The organism is Fictibacillus sp. Mic-4 (assembly GCF_049843615.1).
GTDB lineage: Bacteria > Bacillota > Bacilli > Bacillales > Fictibacillaceae > Fictibacillus_A > Fictibacillus_A gelatini.
This window is the reverse complement of the sequence record NZ_JBBHZM010000018.1, coordinates 17,803-34,497: the sequence shown is the minus strand read 5'-3', so window position 1 is coordinate 34,497 and position 16,695 is coordinate 17,803. Positions and strand designations below refer to the sequence as shown.

At 40.3% G+C, this 16,695-nt stretch carries 22 protein-coding genes and 1 riboswitch; of the genes, 14 read left to right on the top strand and 8 right to left on the bottom strand.

The window, feature by feature from the left end; genetic code table 11:
* Positions 1-57 precede the first annotated feature (57 nt).
* Entirely contained in the window at positions 58-186 is a 129-nt protein-coding gene (locus WD019_RS12680) for a YjcZ family sporulation protein (protein WP_081412576.1), read from the bottom strand.
* 244 nt (positions 187-430) lie between these two features.
* On the opposite strand from WD019_RS12680, the gene WD019_RS12675 reads away from it, so the two are divergent.
* The 6 genes from WD019_RS12675 (at position 431) to WD019_RS12650 (ending at position 5,039) form a co-directional block, all read left to right on the top strand.
* The gene (locus WD019_RS12675; protein WP_026676675.1) at positions 431-1,084 is read left to right on the top strand and encodes a 3'-5' exonuclease; all 654 of its coding nucleotides are present in this window, start codon (positions 431-433) and stop codon (positions 1,082-1,084) included.
* A 180-nt stretch (positions 1,085-1,264) separates the two neighbouring features.
* Entirely contained in the window at positions 1,265-1,492 is a 228-nt protein-coding gene (locus WD019_RS12670; RefSeq protein ID WP_154657898.1) for a hypothetical protein, read from the top strand.
* A gap of 215 nt (positions 1,493-1,707) precedes the next feature.
* A complete protein-coding gene (locus tag WD019_RS12665) occupies positions 1,708-3,594 on the top strand; it encodes an OPT family oligopeptide transporter (RefSeq protein WP_425711729.1) in 1,887 nt (628 codons plus the stop codon).
* Complete coding sequence (locus WD019_RS12660) at positions 3,594-3,950, top strand: PqqD family protein (protein WP_425711728.1); 357 nt, start codon at positions 3,594-3,596, stop codon at positions 3,948-3,950. The genes WD019_RS12665 and WD019_RS12660 overlap by 1 nt, the downstream gene beginning before the upstream one ends.
* A 92-nt stretch (positions 3,951-4,042) precedes the next feature.
* Positions 4,043-4,207 (top strand): hypothetical protein, encoded by a 165-nt coding sequence (locus tag WD019_RS12655; RefSeq protein WP_154657897.1) that lies wholly within the window; start codon positions 4,043-4,045, stop codon positions 4,205-4,207.
* 100 nt (positions 4,208-4,307) lie between these two features.
* A complete protein-coding gene (locus WD019_RS12650) occupies positions 4,308-5,039 on the top strand; it encodes a GDSL-type esterase/lipase family protein (RefSeq protein ID WP_051291274.1) in 732 nt (243 codons plus the stop codon).
* Between the two features lie 53 nt (positions 5,040-5,092).
* On the opposite strand, the gene WD019_RS12645 is transcribed toward WD019_RS12650, so the two are convergent.
* Positions 5,093-5,227, bottom strand: a complete 135-nt coding sequence (locus WD019_RS12645; protein ID WP_425711727.1) for a hypothetical protein — start codon at positions 5,225-5,227, stop codon at positions 5,093-5,095.
* A 162-nt stretch (positions 5,228-5,389) separates the two neighbouring features.
* Between WD019_RS12645 and WD019_RS12640 the strand changes: the two genes are divergently transcribed.
* The 6 genes from WD019_RS12640 (at position 5,390) to ytkD (ending at position 8,685) form a co-directional block, all read left to right on the top strand.
* A complete protein-coding gene (locus WD019_RS12640) occupies positions 5,390-6,088 on the top strand; it encodes a hypothetical protein (protein WP_026676670.1) in 699 nt (232 codons plus the stop codon).
* Between the two features lie 153 nt (positions 6,089-6,241).
* Entirely contained in the window at positions 6,242-6,406 is a 165-nt protein-coding gene (locus WD019_RS12635) for a hypothetical protein (protein WP_154657896.1), read from the top strand.
* Positions 6,407-6,592: 186 nt separating this feature from the next.
* Positions 6,593-6,787 carry an antirepressor AbbA gene (gene abbA / locus WD019_RS12630; RefSeq protein ID WP_026676669.1) on the top strand — a complete coding sequence of 65 codons (195 nt, stop codon included), beginning with the start codon at positions 6,593-6,595 and terminating at the stop codon, positions 6,785-6,787.
* Between the two features lie 369 nt (positions 6,788-7,156).
* Positions 7,157-7,414 carry a holin gene (locus WD019_RS12625; RefSeq protein ID WP_026676667.1) on the top strand — a complete coding sequence of 86 codons (258 nt, stop codon included), beginning with the start codon at positions 7,157-7,159 and terminating at the stop codon, positions 7,412-7,414.
* 164 nt (positions 7,415-7,578) lie between these two features.
* Positions 7,579-8,103 (top strand): hypothetical protein, encoded by a 525-nt coding sequence (locus WD019_RS12620; protein WP_425711726.1) that lies wholly within the window; start codon positions 7,579-7,581, stop codon positions 8,101-8,103.
* 111 nt (positions 8,104-8,214) lie between these two features.
* Positions 8,215-8,685, top strand: a complete 471-nt coding sequence (gene ytkD, locus WD019_RS12615; RefSeq protein ID WP_035350161.1) for an RNA deprotection pyrophosphohydrolase — start codon at positions 8,215-8,217, stop codon at positions 8,683-8,685.
* 30 nt (positions 8,686-8,715) lie between these two features.
* Here ytkD and WD019_RS12610 read toward each other — a convergent pair whose 3' ends face one another.
* Genes WD019_RS12610 through WD019_RS12600 form a run of 3 tightly spaced genes read right to left on the bottom strand, consistent with a single transcriptional unit; the run spans position 8,716 to position 11,305 of the window.
* Positions 8,716-9,519, bottom strand: coding sequence for an ABC transporter permease (locus tag WD019_RS12610; RefSeq protein ID WP_051291272.1), 804 nt, complete (start codon positions 9,517-9,519; stop codon positions 8,716-8,718).
* Positions 9,497-10,276 carry an ABC transporter ATP-binding protein gene (locus WD019_RS12605; RefSeq protein ID WP_425711725.1) on the bottom strand — a complete coding sequence of 260 codons (780 nt, stop codon included), beginning with the start codon at positions 10,274-10,276 and terminating at the stop codon, positions 9,497-9,499. The genes WD019_RS12610 and WD019_RS12605 overlap by 23 nt, the downstream gene beginning before the upstream one ends.
* 18 nt (positions 10,277-10,294) lie before the next feature.
* Positions 10,295-11,305 (bottom strand): ABC transporter substrate-binding protein, encoded by a 1,011-nt coding sequence (locus tag WD019_RS12600; RefSeq protein ID WP_425711724.1) that lies wholly within the window; start codon positions 11,303-11,305, stop codon positions 10,295-10,297.
* Positions 11,306-11,461: 156 nt separating this feature from the next.
* Between WD019_RS12600 and WD019_RS12595 the strand changes: the two genes are divergently transcribed.
* Positions 11,462-12,262 carry an alpha/beta hydrolase family protein gene (locus tag WD019_RS12595; protein ID WP_026676661.1) on the top strand — a complete coding sequence of 267 codons (801 nt, stop codon included), beginning with the start codon at positions 11,462-11,464 and terminating at the stop codon, positions 12,260-12,262.
* Between the two features lie 66 nt (positions 12,263-12,328).
* On the opposite strand, the gene WD019_RS12590 is transcribed toward WD019_RS12595, so the two are convergent.
* Positions 12,329-12,526, bottom strand: coding sequence for a DUF3949 domain-containing protein (locus WD019_RS12590; protein ID WP_425711756.1), 198 nt, complete (start codon positions 12,524-12,526; stop codon positions 12,329-12,331).
* A 166-nt stretch (positions 12,527-12,692) separates the two neighbouring features.
* Entirely contained in the window at positions 12,693-14,276 is a 1,584-nt protein-coding gene (pckA, locus tag WD019_RS12585) for a phosphoenolpyruvate carboxykinase (ATP) (protein ID WP_425711723.1), read from the bottom strand.
* Positions 14,277-14,550: 274 nt separating this feature from the next.
* A riboswitch (SAM riboswitch) is annotated at positions 14,551-14,678 on the top strand.
* Positions 14,679-14,827: 149 nt separating this feature from the next.
* Here pckA and metK point away from each other — a divergent pair.
* Complete coding sequence (gene metK / locus WD019_RS12580; RefSeq protein ID WP_026676657.1) at positions 14,828-16,033, top strand: methionine adenosyltransferase; 1,206 nt, start codon at positions 14,828-14,830, stop codon at positions 16,031-16,033.
* A 67-nt stretch (positions 16,034-16,100) separates the two neighbouring features.
* On the opposite strand, the gene WD019_RS12575 is transcribed toward metK, so the two are convergent.
* Positions 16,101-16,670 carry a manganese catalase family protein gene (locus WD019_RS12575; RefSeq protein WP_026676656.1) on the bottom strand — a complete coding sequence of 190 codons (570 nt, stop codon included), beginning with the start codon at positions 16,668-16,670 and terminating at the stop codon, positions 16,101-16,103.
* Between the last annotated feature and the right edge of the window lie 25 nt (positions 16,671-16,695).

Sequence of the window (16,695 nt, the reverse complement as noted above, 5' to 3'; positions counted from 1 at the left end):
TATTTGGCGTACCTGAGTGTTTCTCGCCGTTTGAAGATTGCTTTCGGTTTTTGTTTTTTACCAATATCCATAGCCATATCCGCCGAATCCGCCGTAGCCTCCCCAGCAAACACAGCCGATAATGATAAGCAGAATGAATAATACAACAATTAAGGCAAAATTGTTAAATCCAAATCCTCCTGACATGCTAACTCACTCCCGTACTGATTTTACGAGGTTGAACCTTTTATCCTCACTATATTCTATGTATGAATAAAGAAAGAGAAACAAAGGCATGAGCGGAATTTTATGAGATAAATGAGTGAAACGTTTCTGTTGAAAAAGCAATTATTTCGGTTGGGCTCATAATATAAAAAAGAAGCGGCAGAATTGAATCGGCACTAAATCGTTACAGCCATGAAGGAGCGGTGAACAGATTGGAGTGAAGGTGATGGATTATATTGTATATGACCTTGAAATGACAAATCGCCTATCCGAAATCATTGAAATTGGTGCAGTCAGGCTTCGAATGATAAGAGGCGAACTCCAAGCAGTGGATCAATTTCAATCTTTTGTGCAACCGAAAATGGATACGTTAAATCATCGAATCATGAGTTTAACGGGGATTACAAAAGGGGATATAATAACGGCACCGCCATTCACTGCGGTGATCAAAGACTTTCAGGAATGGATTGGCGTGAGGGAATATTACCTTTGTTCTTGGGGACCGGAAGACAAATGGGCTCTTATTACGGATGCCACCTATCACAATATACCCATCGATTGGATTATTAACCATAATGATTTACAATTTTTATTCAGTATGCTTCATGAAAGCGAAAAAGGGTTCCGCTATGGGCTTACGAGGGCATTAAATAAATTGAATATAAAGCAGGAAGGATCTCAGCACAGGGCATTGGATGATGCATTAAACACGGCAAAAATTTTTAAAGAAATTTATAAAGATATTACGCTGAAAAAGAATCCAATGTCATATTTGGAATCGAAATTGTTCGAGCCTGAAAAATTAGTTTACCAAACAAAAGATGATGAAGAAGGTTCGAGTCATTCACCTTTCGCTTCTTTAGCGAAGTTGTTTGGGTAAGTGAATGTCGGAAACGAAACGGTTATATTCCAATTCAGCGATGTTTCGAGTTCTTTTGACGGAATAGGCCGTTTTCTACTCCGCTTAATCCAAATAAAGTAATAGGTGTCGGCATTTGACGAATTATTTTTGTAGGAAAATAAACAAGCCCTGCTTAATATTATAAAGGGGGTGGTTAGGTTGATGGAAACGTATTTCATTACGAATGAAAATAATCAACTGTTAGAACTCATCAATACGATCGAGCATTGCGCCTTGGAATCCAGACTTGATGAAATGGACTGTCTTGTGAAATTAAAGGAAGAACTTATCGCAAATGATGGAATTCACATCTCTCCAGAACAATACAATATGATCATCTCGATTTTGCTTAAATTTGTGCCAACATACATAAAAAAAGTCAATTAAAAAGTGCATTTAAATAAGGACTCGCGATGATTCGTGAGTTCTTTTTATTATTGTGATAAGGCGGTATAGTAATTGCGATACTATTGGTGAAGGCAACAGCATAATAAAATTAAAAATAGTAATAAAATAAAGTATTAAAATAGTTAGAATTTGTAGATTTATGATATACTAATTTTCGTGCATTAACTAGTTTAGTTTTAAAGGCGGTGTACATCATGAGTAATAATGAAGAGAAGTCATCCTTTGTTCCCTACGTCTCTTCTTCACGATCTCTGCCGGAATTAACGGTTACAGCGATTGTGTTCGGGGTTATTCTAGCAGTCGTGTTTGGCGCTGCGAACGCTTATCTTGGGCTGAAAGTGGGACTCACCGTTTCCGCTTCCATTCCGGCTGCTGTCATTTCAATGGGAATCATTAGAGGACTTTTTAAACGAGATTCTATTTTAGAAAATAATATTGTGCAAACGATGACAACAGCCGGTGAAGCAATCGGGGCGGGTGCTGTATTTACCCTACCTGCCTTTTTCATGCTTAATATTCAGCTCTCCCAGGCGGTTATTATTTTCATTATGTTAACAGGGGGGCTTTTAGGTGTTTTCATGATGGTTCCCCTCCGGCAAATGTTGATTGTAAAAGAACATGAAACATTGCCTTACCCTGAAGGAACAGCTTGTGCAGAGGTGTTGAAGTCAGGCGAAAAGGGCGGGGAAAATGCGAAAACGGTTGCTTTTGGATTTCTTTTCGGCGGATTGGTGAAAACGCTTGCTGACGGATTTATGCTGTTTAAATCCGAGATCGAAACAACCGTCTATAAATTTAAAAATGCCGTTATTGGAACGGACATCTATCCGGCCTTGCTCGGAGTTGGATATATTATCGGCCCACGCATTGCAGGACAAATGCTCGCAGGCGGCTTGCTTGCCTGGATTGTTCTTATCCCGGCGATTTCCTTCTTTGGTGCGGATAGTGCTAAAGCGATCTTTCCCGCTAATGTCCCGATTGGCAAATTGGACGCGTGGGGCATTTGGGATAATTATATTAAATATATCGGAGCTGGTAGCGTTGCAGTTGGAGGATTAATCACGCTTATTAAAACTCTACCAACTTTAATAGGAACTGCGGCAACTATGATGAAAGGCCTGGCATCGGGAAATGCCAATTCTCTATCAATTAAGCGAACGGAAAAAGATTTGCCGTTCCAGTATGTGATCATTGGTGTATTGGCGATCATCGTGATCATTGCGTTTACCCCAATTACAAATGTCGGGATCATTGGAGCGATTGCGATTGCCATTTTCGGCTTTTTATTTGTAGCTGTGGCCTCCCGCATTGTCGGGCTCGTTGGAAGCTCTTCTTCGCCGGTCTCCGGGATGACAATTGCCACTCTTTTAATTGTCACACTCATTTATAAAATGGCTGGCCTTCACGGTGTTCATGGAATGACAGCCGCTTTGACAGTTGCCGCTATTGTTTGTACAGCTCTTGCCGTTGCAGGGGATATTTCCCAGGATTTAAAGACAGGGTATTTAGTAGGAGGAACACCATGGAAGCAACAAGTAGCGATGAGTATAGGAGTTGTTGCTTCGGGTACAGTGATTGGCATTATCCTTATCATTTTGAACAAGTCTTACGGTCTTGGGTCGACAGCGCTTCCTGCGCCAAGAGCCTCATTAATGAAAATACTCGTGCAAGGGATTTTTGGAGGTGACCTGCCATGGACATTGATATTAATCGGTGCAGCGGTCGCAGTTTCAATCGAATTTCTCGGGCTAAATTCATTAGTTGTTGCAGTGGGACTTTACCTTCCCGTCCATACTTCGATGCCAATTATGTTTGGCGGTATTGTGCGCTGGCTTGTAGATATTACTAGCAAGTCAAAAGAAGAACGGGAAGCCCGCGGGGATAAAGGGGTATTATTCGCATCGGGCTTAATTGCGGGTGAATCACTTCTCGGTGTGATTATTGCGATTCTTATTTTCTTCAAAGTGCCTATTCCATCAGCCGCGCTTACGGATAATCGGGTCATTCCGCTTGTGATCTTTTTGGCGATTTGCATTATTTTGTATTTCGTATCAAAGAGCGCAAAGGCAGAGAGAAAGTAATGGGATTGTTATTTCACTTAAAGAAAGAAAAAAGGAATTTGCTTTTGATGGTTCCGCGAATAAAAGAAAAATACAGGTTGGAACGACTTGACAATGGAACTGTTTTTCTCGTCATTCCGCGGACAAATCCAATCGAACGATTTTCGGTCCGCTTTTTAAAACAGCCTCAAGAACGCAAAGTAAAGCTTGATCAACTCGGTTCATTTGTGATCTCTCATATTAATGGCAAACGGCCGGTAAATGAACTTGCGGCATTGGTTGAAGAACGCTTCGGAAAAAGCGCGGCTCCAGTTCTCCCGCGGCTTGTAAAGTTCATGCAAATTATAGAAGCGAATGGCTGGATAGAATGGAAATGAAACTCGAAGCGGTTTAATTAACCGCCTCGAGTTTTTTTAGAATAAATTCCCTTTCTTCGTCATATGATGGTTGGACAGAGAGGGGGATAAAAATGGCTGGAATTTTTATCGTGACATTGATACCTATTCTTGCGATTTTATTTGCCATTATTTACGGACTAACGCGTTTTGGTGAAACTGATACAACCCGATACGATATTGAGAATTTGTGGGAGAATAACGATTTAAAAGCGAAAGATTATCATTTAAACGGCTAATTCATTCACGATTCTTTGACAATTGTTCCTCGAAACTTGCTATTTCCTTCAATAGTTGTTTAAATAGATAAATAGTATATGGATATAAGAGGGGATCGGTTTGAGAGGGACAAAAAAAGTCATTTTTTTAGGTGCGGCGTCGATGGCTGTTTTGCTGTTTTTCTTCAGCATGCATATATACGGCCGTGACAACCAATCGAATAAATTAAAAATCGTTGCATTAGGTGATTCCTTAACATATGGAAAAGGAGACCCAACGCGAAAAGGATATATCGGCAGGGTGAGGGACGGTTTGGCGAAAAAAAGCGGCCGCCCGGTCATCTTAAATAATTTTGGGATCAGTGGGCAACGTTCAGATCAACTACTTCTTCAATTGAGAAATGAAGTTGTCCTTAAATCGCTCAATGAAGCTGATGATATTTTTCTTTTTATCGGCACGAATGACTTTAGAAAAAGCGCAAGTTGGAACTTTTTTCATCTCGACCCGGAGCGAATGGCTGAGGGACAAAAAAGACTTCAAAAAAATTTAGCGCAAATAACAAAAATTATTCGTTCGCAAAATAAAAATGCCCCCATTTATATAATCGGATTATATAATCCATACATGGGGAAAGTTGATGATAAACATTGTGGGCCGACGATCCGTAAGTGGAATCGGTCGATTTATAAGATCAGTCAAGAAACTCCAGGAGCTACTTATATTCCCACTTTCGATTTATTTACGCACATTAATAAGAACACTTATTTTTTTGATTATATTCACCCGAACGAAAGAGGGTACACTCTCATTTCTAAACGGGTGCTAAAAGTAGTAAAACCCTTGAAGGAATAATTCTTTCAAGGGTTTTTATTTGTTATAGTTTCGCCTGAAGCTTGCCATTCATGTCAATCATAAAGCCGATCTTGCGTTGCCTTTTTATCACTTTCTGTTTTTATTTGTTCTATCGTTAACTCACCTTTTAATTGCGAAGAACCGACAATGATGTTAAGATCGCCTTCTTCGTAGTAGACAATTTTCATAACTTAATCCTCCATTCACACGATTTATTATAAATTTCGACCGTTGCAACTGAAGTAAAGGGGTGCGGTAGCGAAAGAAATAATTAAAGGGAGAATTTACTAGATAAAAATGGTATGATAGAAATAGATATAGAGATCGTTGGGGCAAGGAGGAAACGGCTTGTGGAAGATATCATAAAACTTGTCGTACTTGTTGGAAAACTTATATGGGCAAAGGCCAGTTCCGAATATTTGACAATTAAAGAATTGATTGAAACGGCATTTCAAAATTTTTGGTTTCAGTTTGCCTGGACCTTACTCGTTATTTCTGCAGTTATCGCTGCAATAGAATTTCTTATCCGATATTATTATTTTCATAATTTCATTCACCGCAAAATAAAGAATGATTTAAGCTCCTCATACGAATTAAAATTATTTATGGAAAGTCTCTTAAAGAAAGAAAAATCTAAAGGGATGTTAATGAATCTTAAATATGTACGAAGCCAATTGCTTAGCTTAAGAACAGGAGAATTACGGTTGCTAGAAACGGAATTGGTTGCGTTAAAGCAAAGTGTGAGAAGCCTTAAAACCATTGCAAGCGCAGCGGCAATCTTTCTAGGTCTGCTATCCAGCTTCATTCTTGGAATCTTTCGTATTGATGATTTCATGTTAACACAAGAAAGTGTAGTCAAAACATTGCTATTTATGGTCAGTTGGTTCCTTATCAGCCATGTTGTACTGATAAAGCATCAACGAAGGATTGTGCAAATGCATGAACTCGTTCAAAACTGCATAGACGATAAGCGGTTGGATTCTTATTTTTTTTCCGATGATCACGAGAAGGTTTCGGCCGAGGAGGCTGCTGTTATGAAAGAGCATTAAAATCGATGCTCTTTTATTCGTTTCCGGAAAATTTTTGAACAAGGTTTTGTTCTCCAGGTCATCATTCGACATTCTTGTCAATTATTGCGATTTATTTTTGAAGGATAATTTCTGAAAATCTAGAATTTTAGTATAAAAGATAGGAGGCGATGTATGATGGATAGTATCGTAAACAAAACAGGAATTTACAGAAATCTTTCAAAAAGGCGCTATGAATACTGGTATGTCAACAATAATGGTTTGAAGACAATGGTATCCTGGCTTTGTTGGAATGCACCGCAATCTGTCTATGAAGAGTGGAGCAAGTCCTGCAGCTAAATCAGATGAAAAAGGATAGGGCATAACGGACATCTTTATAGTTTGGAATTGATAGTGAAACGAGAAGAGAGATCTTTTCGTTTCGATTTCCATTAGTTTCATAAAGCGCTTTCCCGTTGTCGCACGTATAATGAAGGTGTCAACCGCTTTAATTTTGGCGGAAAAAGCGGAAAAGGGGAGAGTTGCATGGAAAAAAGAACAATCGTTTTAAGTGACCAGGAAAAAGAGTTGCTTGTTGACGTATTATTAAATCAAAGGTATGCAAAAGAATTGGTGAGTTCAGAGCTGGCGGAAATAGAGCTTGGTTTAAAAGGTTCTGAGGAACGGCGCACCAGGCAGCTAAATGATCTGCTTGTTCGGTTACATAATGCTGGTGTTTAAAAGAATAACGGCCCTCTGCCAAAGAGGGCCGTTATGTGTCTAGTAACCCTTTTCTCCGTGCCTCCATACGCCATTCTGCTTCCTTAATTAATCGTCTTGGAATTTTCCCTTTATTTTTTAAATATGACCAATAAGTCATATATTCATTTGGCCTATTTTCGGGTAACACTTTTCTCGCGTATTCCCACCAAGATAATTCATTAGACTCTAACTTTAGAAGATAAAGATCGTCTTCTTTACACATTCGTACGTTCCACTCCTGTCTTACATGATCTTACGGTTATTAACCTATGTTTAGTATGTGCCAAAAAAAGGCATTACACACATGACACTTCATCGGTGAAAAAAGTCGCGCGAGGAGGAGTAAGAATGGAACAAATGTTGATGTTTGCCTCATTACTGACCCCCCTTGTTACAGGTTTAGTAGAGTTAATCAAACGGACATTAACCGTTAAAAAAAAGTATATTCCATTAATTAGTTTTTTTATCGGAATTTTTGTTGGGATCGTTGCTTACCCGTTTACAGATCTGCAAACGGTGCTTCGCATGTGGTCTGGCGGTATAGCGGGCCTGGCTGCGACAGGCCTTTACGAGCTTGGAAAAAAAACAAGGACAAGAAGGTGTTAAAAATCAGACACCTTTTCATATTATGCAAGCTTTCTACCAAAGTTCCATTCTTTTTATTCAAAAACATGTTTTTTTGATCCGAATAAAAGGAATGGGTAAACTATAACGGTTCATTTTTTGGCAAGCTATTATGAAGAACGAGAAAACTTTATGGGCGGTGATTCATGATGAAATTAGCAGTCAGCAGTATTCTTGCATTTTTAGTAACCTTTTCAGCAACTCCTAACACGCAAGTGCCAGTTGAAAAGACAGAGAAGGTATCTATGGTGCCTGTGGCAACAAAAGATGTAGCGACTAAAGAGAACGTGAAGCCGAAGCCCAATGTAGAACTTTTGGCAAGAGAGTTTATAAAGAAGTTAAATCCTAAGTCGAATAGCCATTATAAAGTACTTGGAGTTTCGTCAAAAAAGGAATTAATTAACCAATTGCAAAAAGTAGCTTCAAGAAGCGTAGCAAAAAAATACGTGGATTTGTTATTCGAGGAGAAGAACGATGGTTTGTACGTAATTCCAACCGATCTCCCTCCGTGGTTTAATCCTGAAGAGAATTATCATTTAAAAAAGACATCAAACAAATCATACCATCTAATTCAACATAATTCCAATGAATTAGATGGATTCTATACAATAAAAATGGATTTTTTATGGAACAACGGCCGCTGGATCATTTCTTCAGTTTCTATAAAATAAAGCACATGGAGTGTATTCCATGTGCTTTTCTTCCGTAGAAATTGGACAAATGGCAGCTATTTTCATTAAAATAGAAGAAACTTACCTTGAGATGGAGTTTATCACATGGAAATGATTACGTTTAAAGATTACTACGATAACACCGTTAAACTTTCGTTTGAAGACCATCCTTTTTCGAAGGAGCCAAAACATGTTTGGGTCATTTGCCGTTTTAAAGAACAGTGGCTTCTTACTGAACACCCGAGAAGAGGGCTTGAATTTCCCGGCGGTAAAGTGGAGCCCGGTGAAACGGCCGAAATTGCAGCAAAGCGTGAAGTGTTTGAAGAAACGGGTGGCCATGTAGCGACGTTAAATTATATGGGGCAATATAAGGTGGATGGAAAGGGCGGCATTATTATTAAAAACATTTATTTTGCGACAGTGGACAAAATTTTATTAAAAGACCGTTATTACGAAACAAATGGCCCAGTATTGTTGGATGATCTGCCGAATCAGATGGAAAACAATGAACGCTTCAGCTTTATGATGAAAGATCAAGTTTTAATTCAAAGTATAGACTATGCCCGGAAAAAATTTTTATGAGAAAAAGGCTATTACTTTAGTAAATAGCCTTTAACGATTTTTTATCAGTTTTTTCTCCAGGAAATCGACGAGCTGGTACATGATTGTCGCTAAAACGGCGATGATAAGAAGACTGAGAAGGACAAGGGTAAAATTAAACACTTGAAATCCGTAAATAATCATGTAGCCAAGGCCCTGTTTAGAAACGAGATACTCCCCGACAATCACGCCAACCCATGAGAGTCCGACATTTACTTTTAATGTTGAAATGATTGTTGGAAAACAGGCAGGCAGAACGACTTCTTTGAAACATTGAAATTTCGATCCTCCAAAAGAACGGACAACTTTAATATAGTTTGGATCGACATTGTTAAATGCTGTAAAAATGACGATCGTTGTAATAATGACAGAGATTAATATTCCCATCGCCAGGATGGATGAAAAGTTGGGACCAAGGACGACGATCAAGATCGGTCCAAGAGCAACTTTCGGCATCGCATTTAAAATGACTAAATATGGTTCAAGCACTTTCGAAAGAAACGGTATCCACCATAATAATGTAGCAAGCATTGTTCCGAACAACGTGCCTAAAAGAAACCCGATAATCGTTTCCGATAAGGTCATGCCTATGTGAACAAATAAACTGCCGTCGCTGATTTTTGTTACAAATAGTCCCCAAATTTTTCCCGGTGAACTAAAGAGCAACGGATCGATCCATTTTTGTCTTGAAAACAGTTCCCAACAAACGAAAAACGCGAAGAAGATGAAAAGCTGAATAAGAAGAACATGGCGTTTTTCTTTTTTTATGTTTTTTAAAAAATCAGCATGCGTTTTAGTCACTATTGTTTTCTTCAATGTTCTTCAACTCCTTCCATATTTGCTGGAACATGACTGAGTAATCCGGGTGCTGGCGCGTCTCAAAGGGGGTAAGCTTCTTAAGCGTTTCGGGCATGTTAAACGTTTGATAAATGTACCCGGGATTTTTTGAAAATAAAATGACACGGTCGCTCATGGCGATCGCCTCTCCGATATCATGGGTGACGAGTATCGCCGTTTTATCGTACTCTGACAGTAGAAAAGAGACAAGATCTTCGAGCTTTAATTTGGTCTGGTAATCTAAAGCGGAGAAAGGTTCATCGAGCAACAAGATTTTGGGGTTCGTTGCGAGCGTTCTTACGAGTGCCACACGCTGCCGCATCCCCCCGGAAAGTTGCATAGGATATTGATCGAGAACGTGAGATAATCCAATTTCATCTAAAAGGGATAATGCATTGGATACTTGTTCCTCATTCAATTGGCCACGTAGTTTTAATCCAAGCAAAACATTTTCTTTAATCGTCTTCCACGGAAAAAGATAATCTTGTTGAAGCATGTAGCCTATCTTCGGATGCGGTCCGTTGATCGGCTGTTCTTCAAGGAAAATATCTCCCTCTGTGGGCGCAAGGAGCCCGGCGATGATCGATAACAACGTAGATTTCCCGCATCCGCTCGGGCCAAGGAAGGAAACAAATTCCCCCTCATGAACCGATAACGTTACATTTTCTAAGGCCGTCGTGGCCGTCCGTTTCGAAAAATACGTCTGACCAATCGACTTTAATTGCAAAAAGGCCACTTCGATCCCTCCAGTTTATTATTTCACTGCTTTCTTAGCAATTTCGGAATTGACTAACGTTTTGTAATCTACTTTTTTCGGTAATTCGCCTGCTTCTTGCATGATCGTTAATAAGTGATTCCAGGCGTTTTCTTCTAAAATCGGGCTTGTTGCATAGCTGTGTTGATTTTTATAACGATCAACAACGGTTTCGATAATGTCCATCGGAGTATCCTCAAAATAAGGAGCAATAACTTTCGCCGTTTCTTTAGCGGAATGGTTTTCCACCCATAATTGCGCCTTATAAAGGGCCCTTGTAAATCGTTCAATAACGTCTTTGTTCTCTTTTAAGTAACCTTGTTTTGCCATATAGGACGTATACGGTAATTTTCCAGATTCCGAGCCGAATGAAGCGACGATGTAGCCAATTCCTTTTTTCTCAAATAAACTTGCCTGCGGCTCAAATAATTGCACATAATCACCGACACCAGCAGCAAAAGCATTAGGAATATTCGCGTAATCGATGCTCTGGTTCAGCTTAATAGCCTTATGCGGGTCAATGCCATGTTTTTTTAATGTGAATTCGCCCGCCATTTCTGGCATGCCGCCTTTTCGTTGACCCAAATATTCTTTTCCTTTAAGCTGTTCCCACGAGAAGACAGCCGGTTTTTTTCGGGCAACGAGGAATGTTCCGTCTGTCTGAGTGAGCGCGGCAAAATTAATGACCGGGTCGCTTGCCCCTTGCGCATAAACATAAATGGAAGTTTCTGATCCGACGAGAGCAATATCTGTTCCATTGGAGAGTAAGGCAGTCATCGTTTTATCCCCGCCCCACGTTGTTTTTAAGTCGACTTTAATCCCTTCTTTTTTAAAAAAACCTTTTTCAATTGCGACATATTGTGGTGCGTAAAAGATAGAGCGAGTGACTTCCGCGACCCTAACCGTTGTTTGTTTTTTAGATATGGACGATTTCGAGCAAGCGCTGATGAGAACACATGATAAAAGCACCAGGGAAACAAGAAGGGAGATCTTTGCTTTAATCCCTTTCATTGTGTTCAACTCCTTTAGATTAGGATGAAGTTATTGTTTTATGTAATACTTTATGTAGGAGCATTTAATTGTGTGTTTACCTAGAACAAAATAGGTAACGTTATTTTGTTTGAAGTGGAAATGGGAACAAACATTGGAACGGAGGTTCTTACGGTGATACATAGCGAGAAGATCATCTATAAACAAAGATTTCCTTCACCGCATCCGAACATTGAGTTATATAAAGTGACGTATTTAAGTGAAGGATTAAAAGTGAAAGGGATGCTTTCCGTACCGATTGTATCTAAACCGCTGCCAGGGCTTTTGTACTTGCGCGGAGGCATCAAAAAAGTCGGAATGGTCCGTCCTGCAAGACTCATCGAGTTTGCCGCACACGGGTTTGTCGTTCTAGCTCCGTTTTATCGCGGAAACGAAGGTGGAGAGGGGAATGAAGATTTTGCCGGGAAAGACCGCTACGATGCATTCCATGCATATACCGTCTTAAAGTCGCTTCCTCAAGTAAAAGAAAATGATATTCATGTATTCGGTTTTTCAAGGGGAGGCCCGATGGCTCTTTTTACAGCGATAAAGTTTCCGGAAATCCGGTCGGTTGTGACATGGGGAGGAGTGACGGAAATGCGGTGGACGTATGAAGAAAGGGTTGATTTGCGGCGGATGATGAAACGGGTCATCGGCGGCAGCCCTGACAAATACTCGGAAGAATACGAATGGCGCTCTCCTTTATATTATTGTCACGACCTTCAAGTACCCCTCTTAATGATCCACGGCATGTGTGATGAAAACGTGAACGTAGAGCACACATTGCAAATGAAGCGCTGTTTAGCGAAGCTTGGAAAGGAACATGAAGAATGGCTTTACCCGCAATTTACCCATCACTTTCCGCCAAGGGAAAAACGGAAGATAACAAAAGCATTATGCGATTGGATGAAAAGCCATTCTCCAGAGGAAAACGGATAAGCGCTATTTTTGCTTATCCGTTTCTTTCTGAATTAACAACTAAAGCACGGGTTGACTAACCGTGCTTTAGTTGTTGCCATGACGTAATTTGTATATGAGATTAGCTACAATCGTTGAAGGTATATTGAACGGATTGCCTTGAATAGAAAAGTGAAGTTGTTCTTCTTCAAATGACATTTTTTCAAATAAATGTTCTTGTGAAAGATTCGTTCTTTTCAACTTGTCTTTTATGCCGGAAATGTAGGAATATTGAACGGGAATCATCACTAAAAAGTAAAATAAAGCAATGCTTCCCAAAAAATAACAGCTGATGACATAAGCCTTTCACTCCTTTTCCATTTTGTAACATAAATAACTAGAAGGAGGAGATAATCAACCTGCTTTTCTTCAAAAAAATGAAGCCCGTCAAGGACGGGCTTCATTTAATGTGTTATACTAATGGGCCGGCGTTTTGAATAGCAGCGGACACATTTTGGAATTTCTTGAAGTTTTCTTTGAATTTGTTGGCAAGTTCTCTTGCTTTCTTGTCATATTCTTCAGGATTGTCCCACGTTTTCTTCGGTTGAAGGACTTGGTCAGGCACGCCAGGGCAACGAAGCGGAACGTGAAGGCCGAATACAGGGTCAATCGCTGTTTCAACCGATTTTAATTCGCCTTCTAATGCTGCTTGAACCATCGCTCTCGTATAGTTTAAGTTCATGCGTTTTCCAACACCGTATTCTCCGCCGGACCAGCCAGTGTTCACTAAAAAGACTTCAACGTCATGCTGATCGATCTTTTCACCGAGCATTTCCGCATAAACAGTGGCTTCAAGCGGCAAGAATGGAGCTCCAAAGCAAGTTGAGAATGTTGCCTGCGGGGAAGTGATTCCGCGTTCTGTTCCTGCAAGCTTGCTTGTGTATCCGGATAGGAAATGGTACATCGCCTGTTCTTTCGTTAATCTGCTGATTGGCGGTAATACGCCAAAAGCATCAGCCGTTAAGAAAATAATCGCATTTGGATGGCCTGCTACACTCGGTTGAATAATATTATCAATCGCATCAATCGGATAAGCCGCACGCGTATTTTCTGTTAATGTTGAGTCGTTATAGTCAGCCACTCTCGTTTCAGGATCAAGAATGACATTTTCAAGAACCGTTCCAAAGCGAATCGCATTCCAAATTTGTGGTTCTTTCTCTTGAGACAAGTTGATGCACTTCGCATAGCAGCCGCCTTCAATGTTAAATACACCGGTATTGGCCCAGCCGTGTTCATCATCACCGATTAATCGGCGGTTCGGGTCAGCAGAAAGCGTTGTTTTTCCAGTGCCGGATAATCCGAAGAAAAGGGCAACGTCTCCTTCTTGACCAACGTTGGCAGAACAGTGCATTGAAAGGATTCCTTGTTCAGGAAGCAAATAATTCATCACGGAAAAGATGGATTTTTTCATTTCTCCTGCGTACTCGGTTCCGCCGATTAATACGACACGTTTTTCGAAAGAAACAATAATAAATGTTTCAGAATTTGTTCCATCAACTTCTGGATCTGCAAGAAACCCCGGAGCGGAAACGATTGTAAATTCCGGCTCTAATTCATTTACTTCTTTTTCGTTTGGACGGACGAACAATTGATGGGCAAATAAATTATGCCATGCATATTCGTTGATGACTTGAATCGGTAAACGGTATGCATGATCCGCACCGGCAAAACCTTTAAAGTGAAACAGTTCTTCTTTTTCACTTAAGTACTGAAGGACTTTCTTATATAATAGATCAAATTTTTCCGGGGCAATCGGCTGGTTGACATCTCCCCAGTCAATCTTGTCTTTGACGCTTTCATCCTCTACAATAAATTTATCTTTCGGTGAGCGGCCAGTGTATTTCCCGGTAACAGCCTGAAATGCACCAGTGGAAGAAAGCTTTCCTTCATTGCGCAGCAACGCCTTTTCAACTAAGATAGGAACAGGCAGATTATGATATGTTTTTGAACTATTTAAGATATCATTTAATGTAGTTGTGAATTCAACGGTATTCATGAACGCAAAACCATCCTTTTAAGAGAGTTTTTTAATGACTTGTTTAAGTTGGAATTAGTATAACACATTAAAACAAATGATGTATACTATTTTATTGTGATTTTTAAAAAAAGGTTCATGATTTATGGCGAAATGGTGAATGAGTAGAGACATATATAATAAGTAAAAATTAAATACAAGCATATAAAAATAATTTTCGCTTGTGATGCAAATGCTATTCATGTTTAGGTTGACATCACTATATAACTACGCTATTATAATTCGGGAACGGCTACTCTTATTCCGAGTAGGTGGAGGGACAGGCCCTATGAAACCCAGCAACCGACACTAAAAACGAAGGAGATTACTTCGAAGGTGAAAAGGTGCTAACCTGCAAGGTAACTTTACCTTGGAAAATAAGAGGTTGAAGGCTTTAAAGAATGGACCTTTTCCTCAAGTGGTTTTGTAATGGAAAAGGCTTTTTTTATGTCCATTAGAACGTTTTAAACTGTTGATATATAGGAATGAGTACCGTATCTTATATTCCCTTTTCGGAGAAGGAGGATCCTCAATTGTCAAAAAAGGTAAGTCGTCGTCTTTTTACTTCAGAATCTGTAACAGAAGGACATCCGGATAAAATTTGCGATCAAATTTCCGATGCGATCTTAGATGAAATTTTAGCAAATGATCCGAATGCCCGCGTAGCTTGCGAAACGTCTGTAACAACCGGGTTGGTATTAGTTGCCGGGGAAATTACGACATCTACGTATGTCGATATTCCAAAGGTTGTCCGTGAGACAATTAAGGCAATCGGATATGATCGTGCAAAGTATGGTTTTGACTCTGAAACGTGCGCGGTTCTTACATCCATTGATGAACAATCAGCGGATATAGCAATGGGTGTTGACAAGGCCCTTGAAGCACGTGAAGGTTCAATGACGGATGCAGAGATTGAAGCCATCGGAGCAGGTGACCAGGGGTTAATGTTCGGATTCGCGTGCAACGAAACAGCTGAATTAATGCCGCTTCCAATTTCTTTATCTCACCGTTTATCCCGCCGATTAGCTGAAGTGCGTAAATCGGAAGAAGTGCCTTATTTGCGTCCGGATGGAAAAACACAAGTAACAGTTGAGTATGATGAAAATGGAAAGCCGGTTCGTATTGATACGATTGTCATTTCAACCCAGCATCATCCAGAGATTAGCTTAGAGCAAATTCAAGCGGATATGAAAGAGAAGGTTATTAAACCTGTCGTTCCAGAGGAGTTAATTGATGAGAAAACAAAATATTTCATCAATCCGACTGGCCGCTTTGTAATCGGCGGACCTCAAGGGGATGCAGGGCTTACTGGGCGTAAAATTATTGTTGATACGTATGGCGGTTATGCTCGCCATGGCGGCGGTGCATTCTCCGGTAAGGATCCTACAAAAGTGGACCGTTCTGCTGCTTATGCGGCCCGCTATGTAGCAAAAAATATTGTTGCAGCTGGCCTTGCTGAAAAAGTTGAAGTTCAGCTTGCTTATGCGATCGGTGTTGCGCAACCGGTATCCATTTCTGTCGATACATTTGGCACTGGCAAAGTGTCCGAAGAAGTTCTCGTGGAACTCGTGCGCAACAATTTTGACCTTCGTCCGGCAGGTATTATAAGAATGCTCGACCTTCGCCGTCCGATTTATAAGCAAACGGCTGCTTACGGTCACTTTGGCCGCACGGATGTTGAACTTCCGTGGGAAAAAACAGATAAAGCGGAAGAACTAAAGAAACAGGCAAATATTTAATGTTTAAAACCATGGCTTTTATAAAAAGCCATGGTTTTTATTTTAAAAAAACCGCCTAATTGGCGGTTTAGAAAAAGACCTTCCGATCGCGCTCTTCTTTTAAAATTTCCACGGCTTCCCGGAAACGCTGGGAATGAACGATTTCTCTTTCCCTTAAAAAGCGAAGCCCGTCATTTAAATCCGGATCATCTGACATGTTGATCAACCATTGATACGTTGCCCGAGCTTTTTCCTCTGCCGCGATATCTTCGTAAAGATCGGCTATCGGGTCGCCTTTTGCCTGAATGTAAGTGGCTGTCCACGGTATTCCGGCTGCATTATGATAATGAAGCGCACTGTCATGATCTGCATAATGGCCTTCAAGGCCGGCGTCGCGAAGTTGCTGTGGCGTTGCATCTTTCGTTAATTTATAAACCATTGTCGCGATCATTTCGAGATGGGCGAACTCCTCTGTACCGATATCCGTTAATAATCCAATAACTTTATCCGGAATGCTGTAACGCTGGTTTAAATACCGCAATGCAGCGGCCAGTTCTCCATCAGCCCCTCCATATTGCTCAATTAAAAATTTTGCCAGCTTCGGGTTGCACGTACTTACTCTAACGGGATATTGAAGTTTTTTTTCATAAATCCACATTGAAAACTAGTCCCCCCTTGTTGTT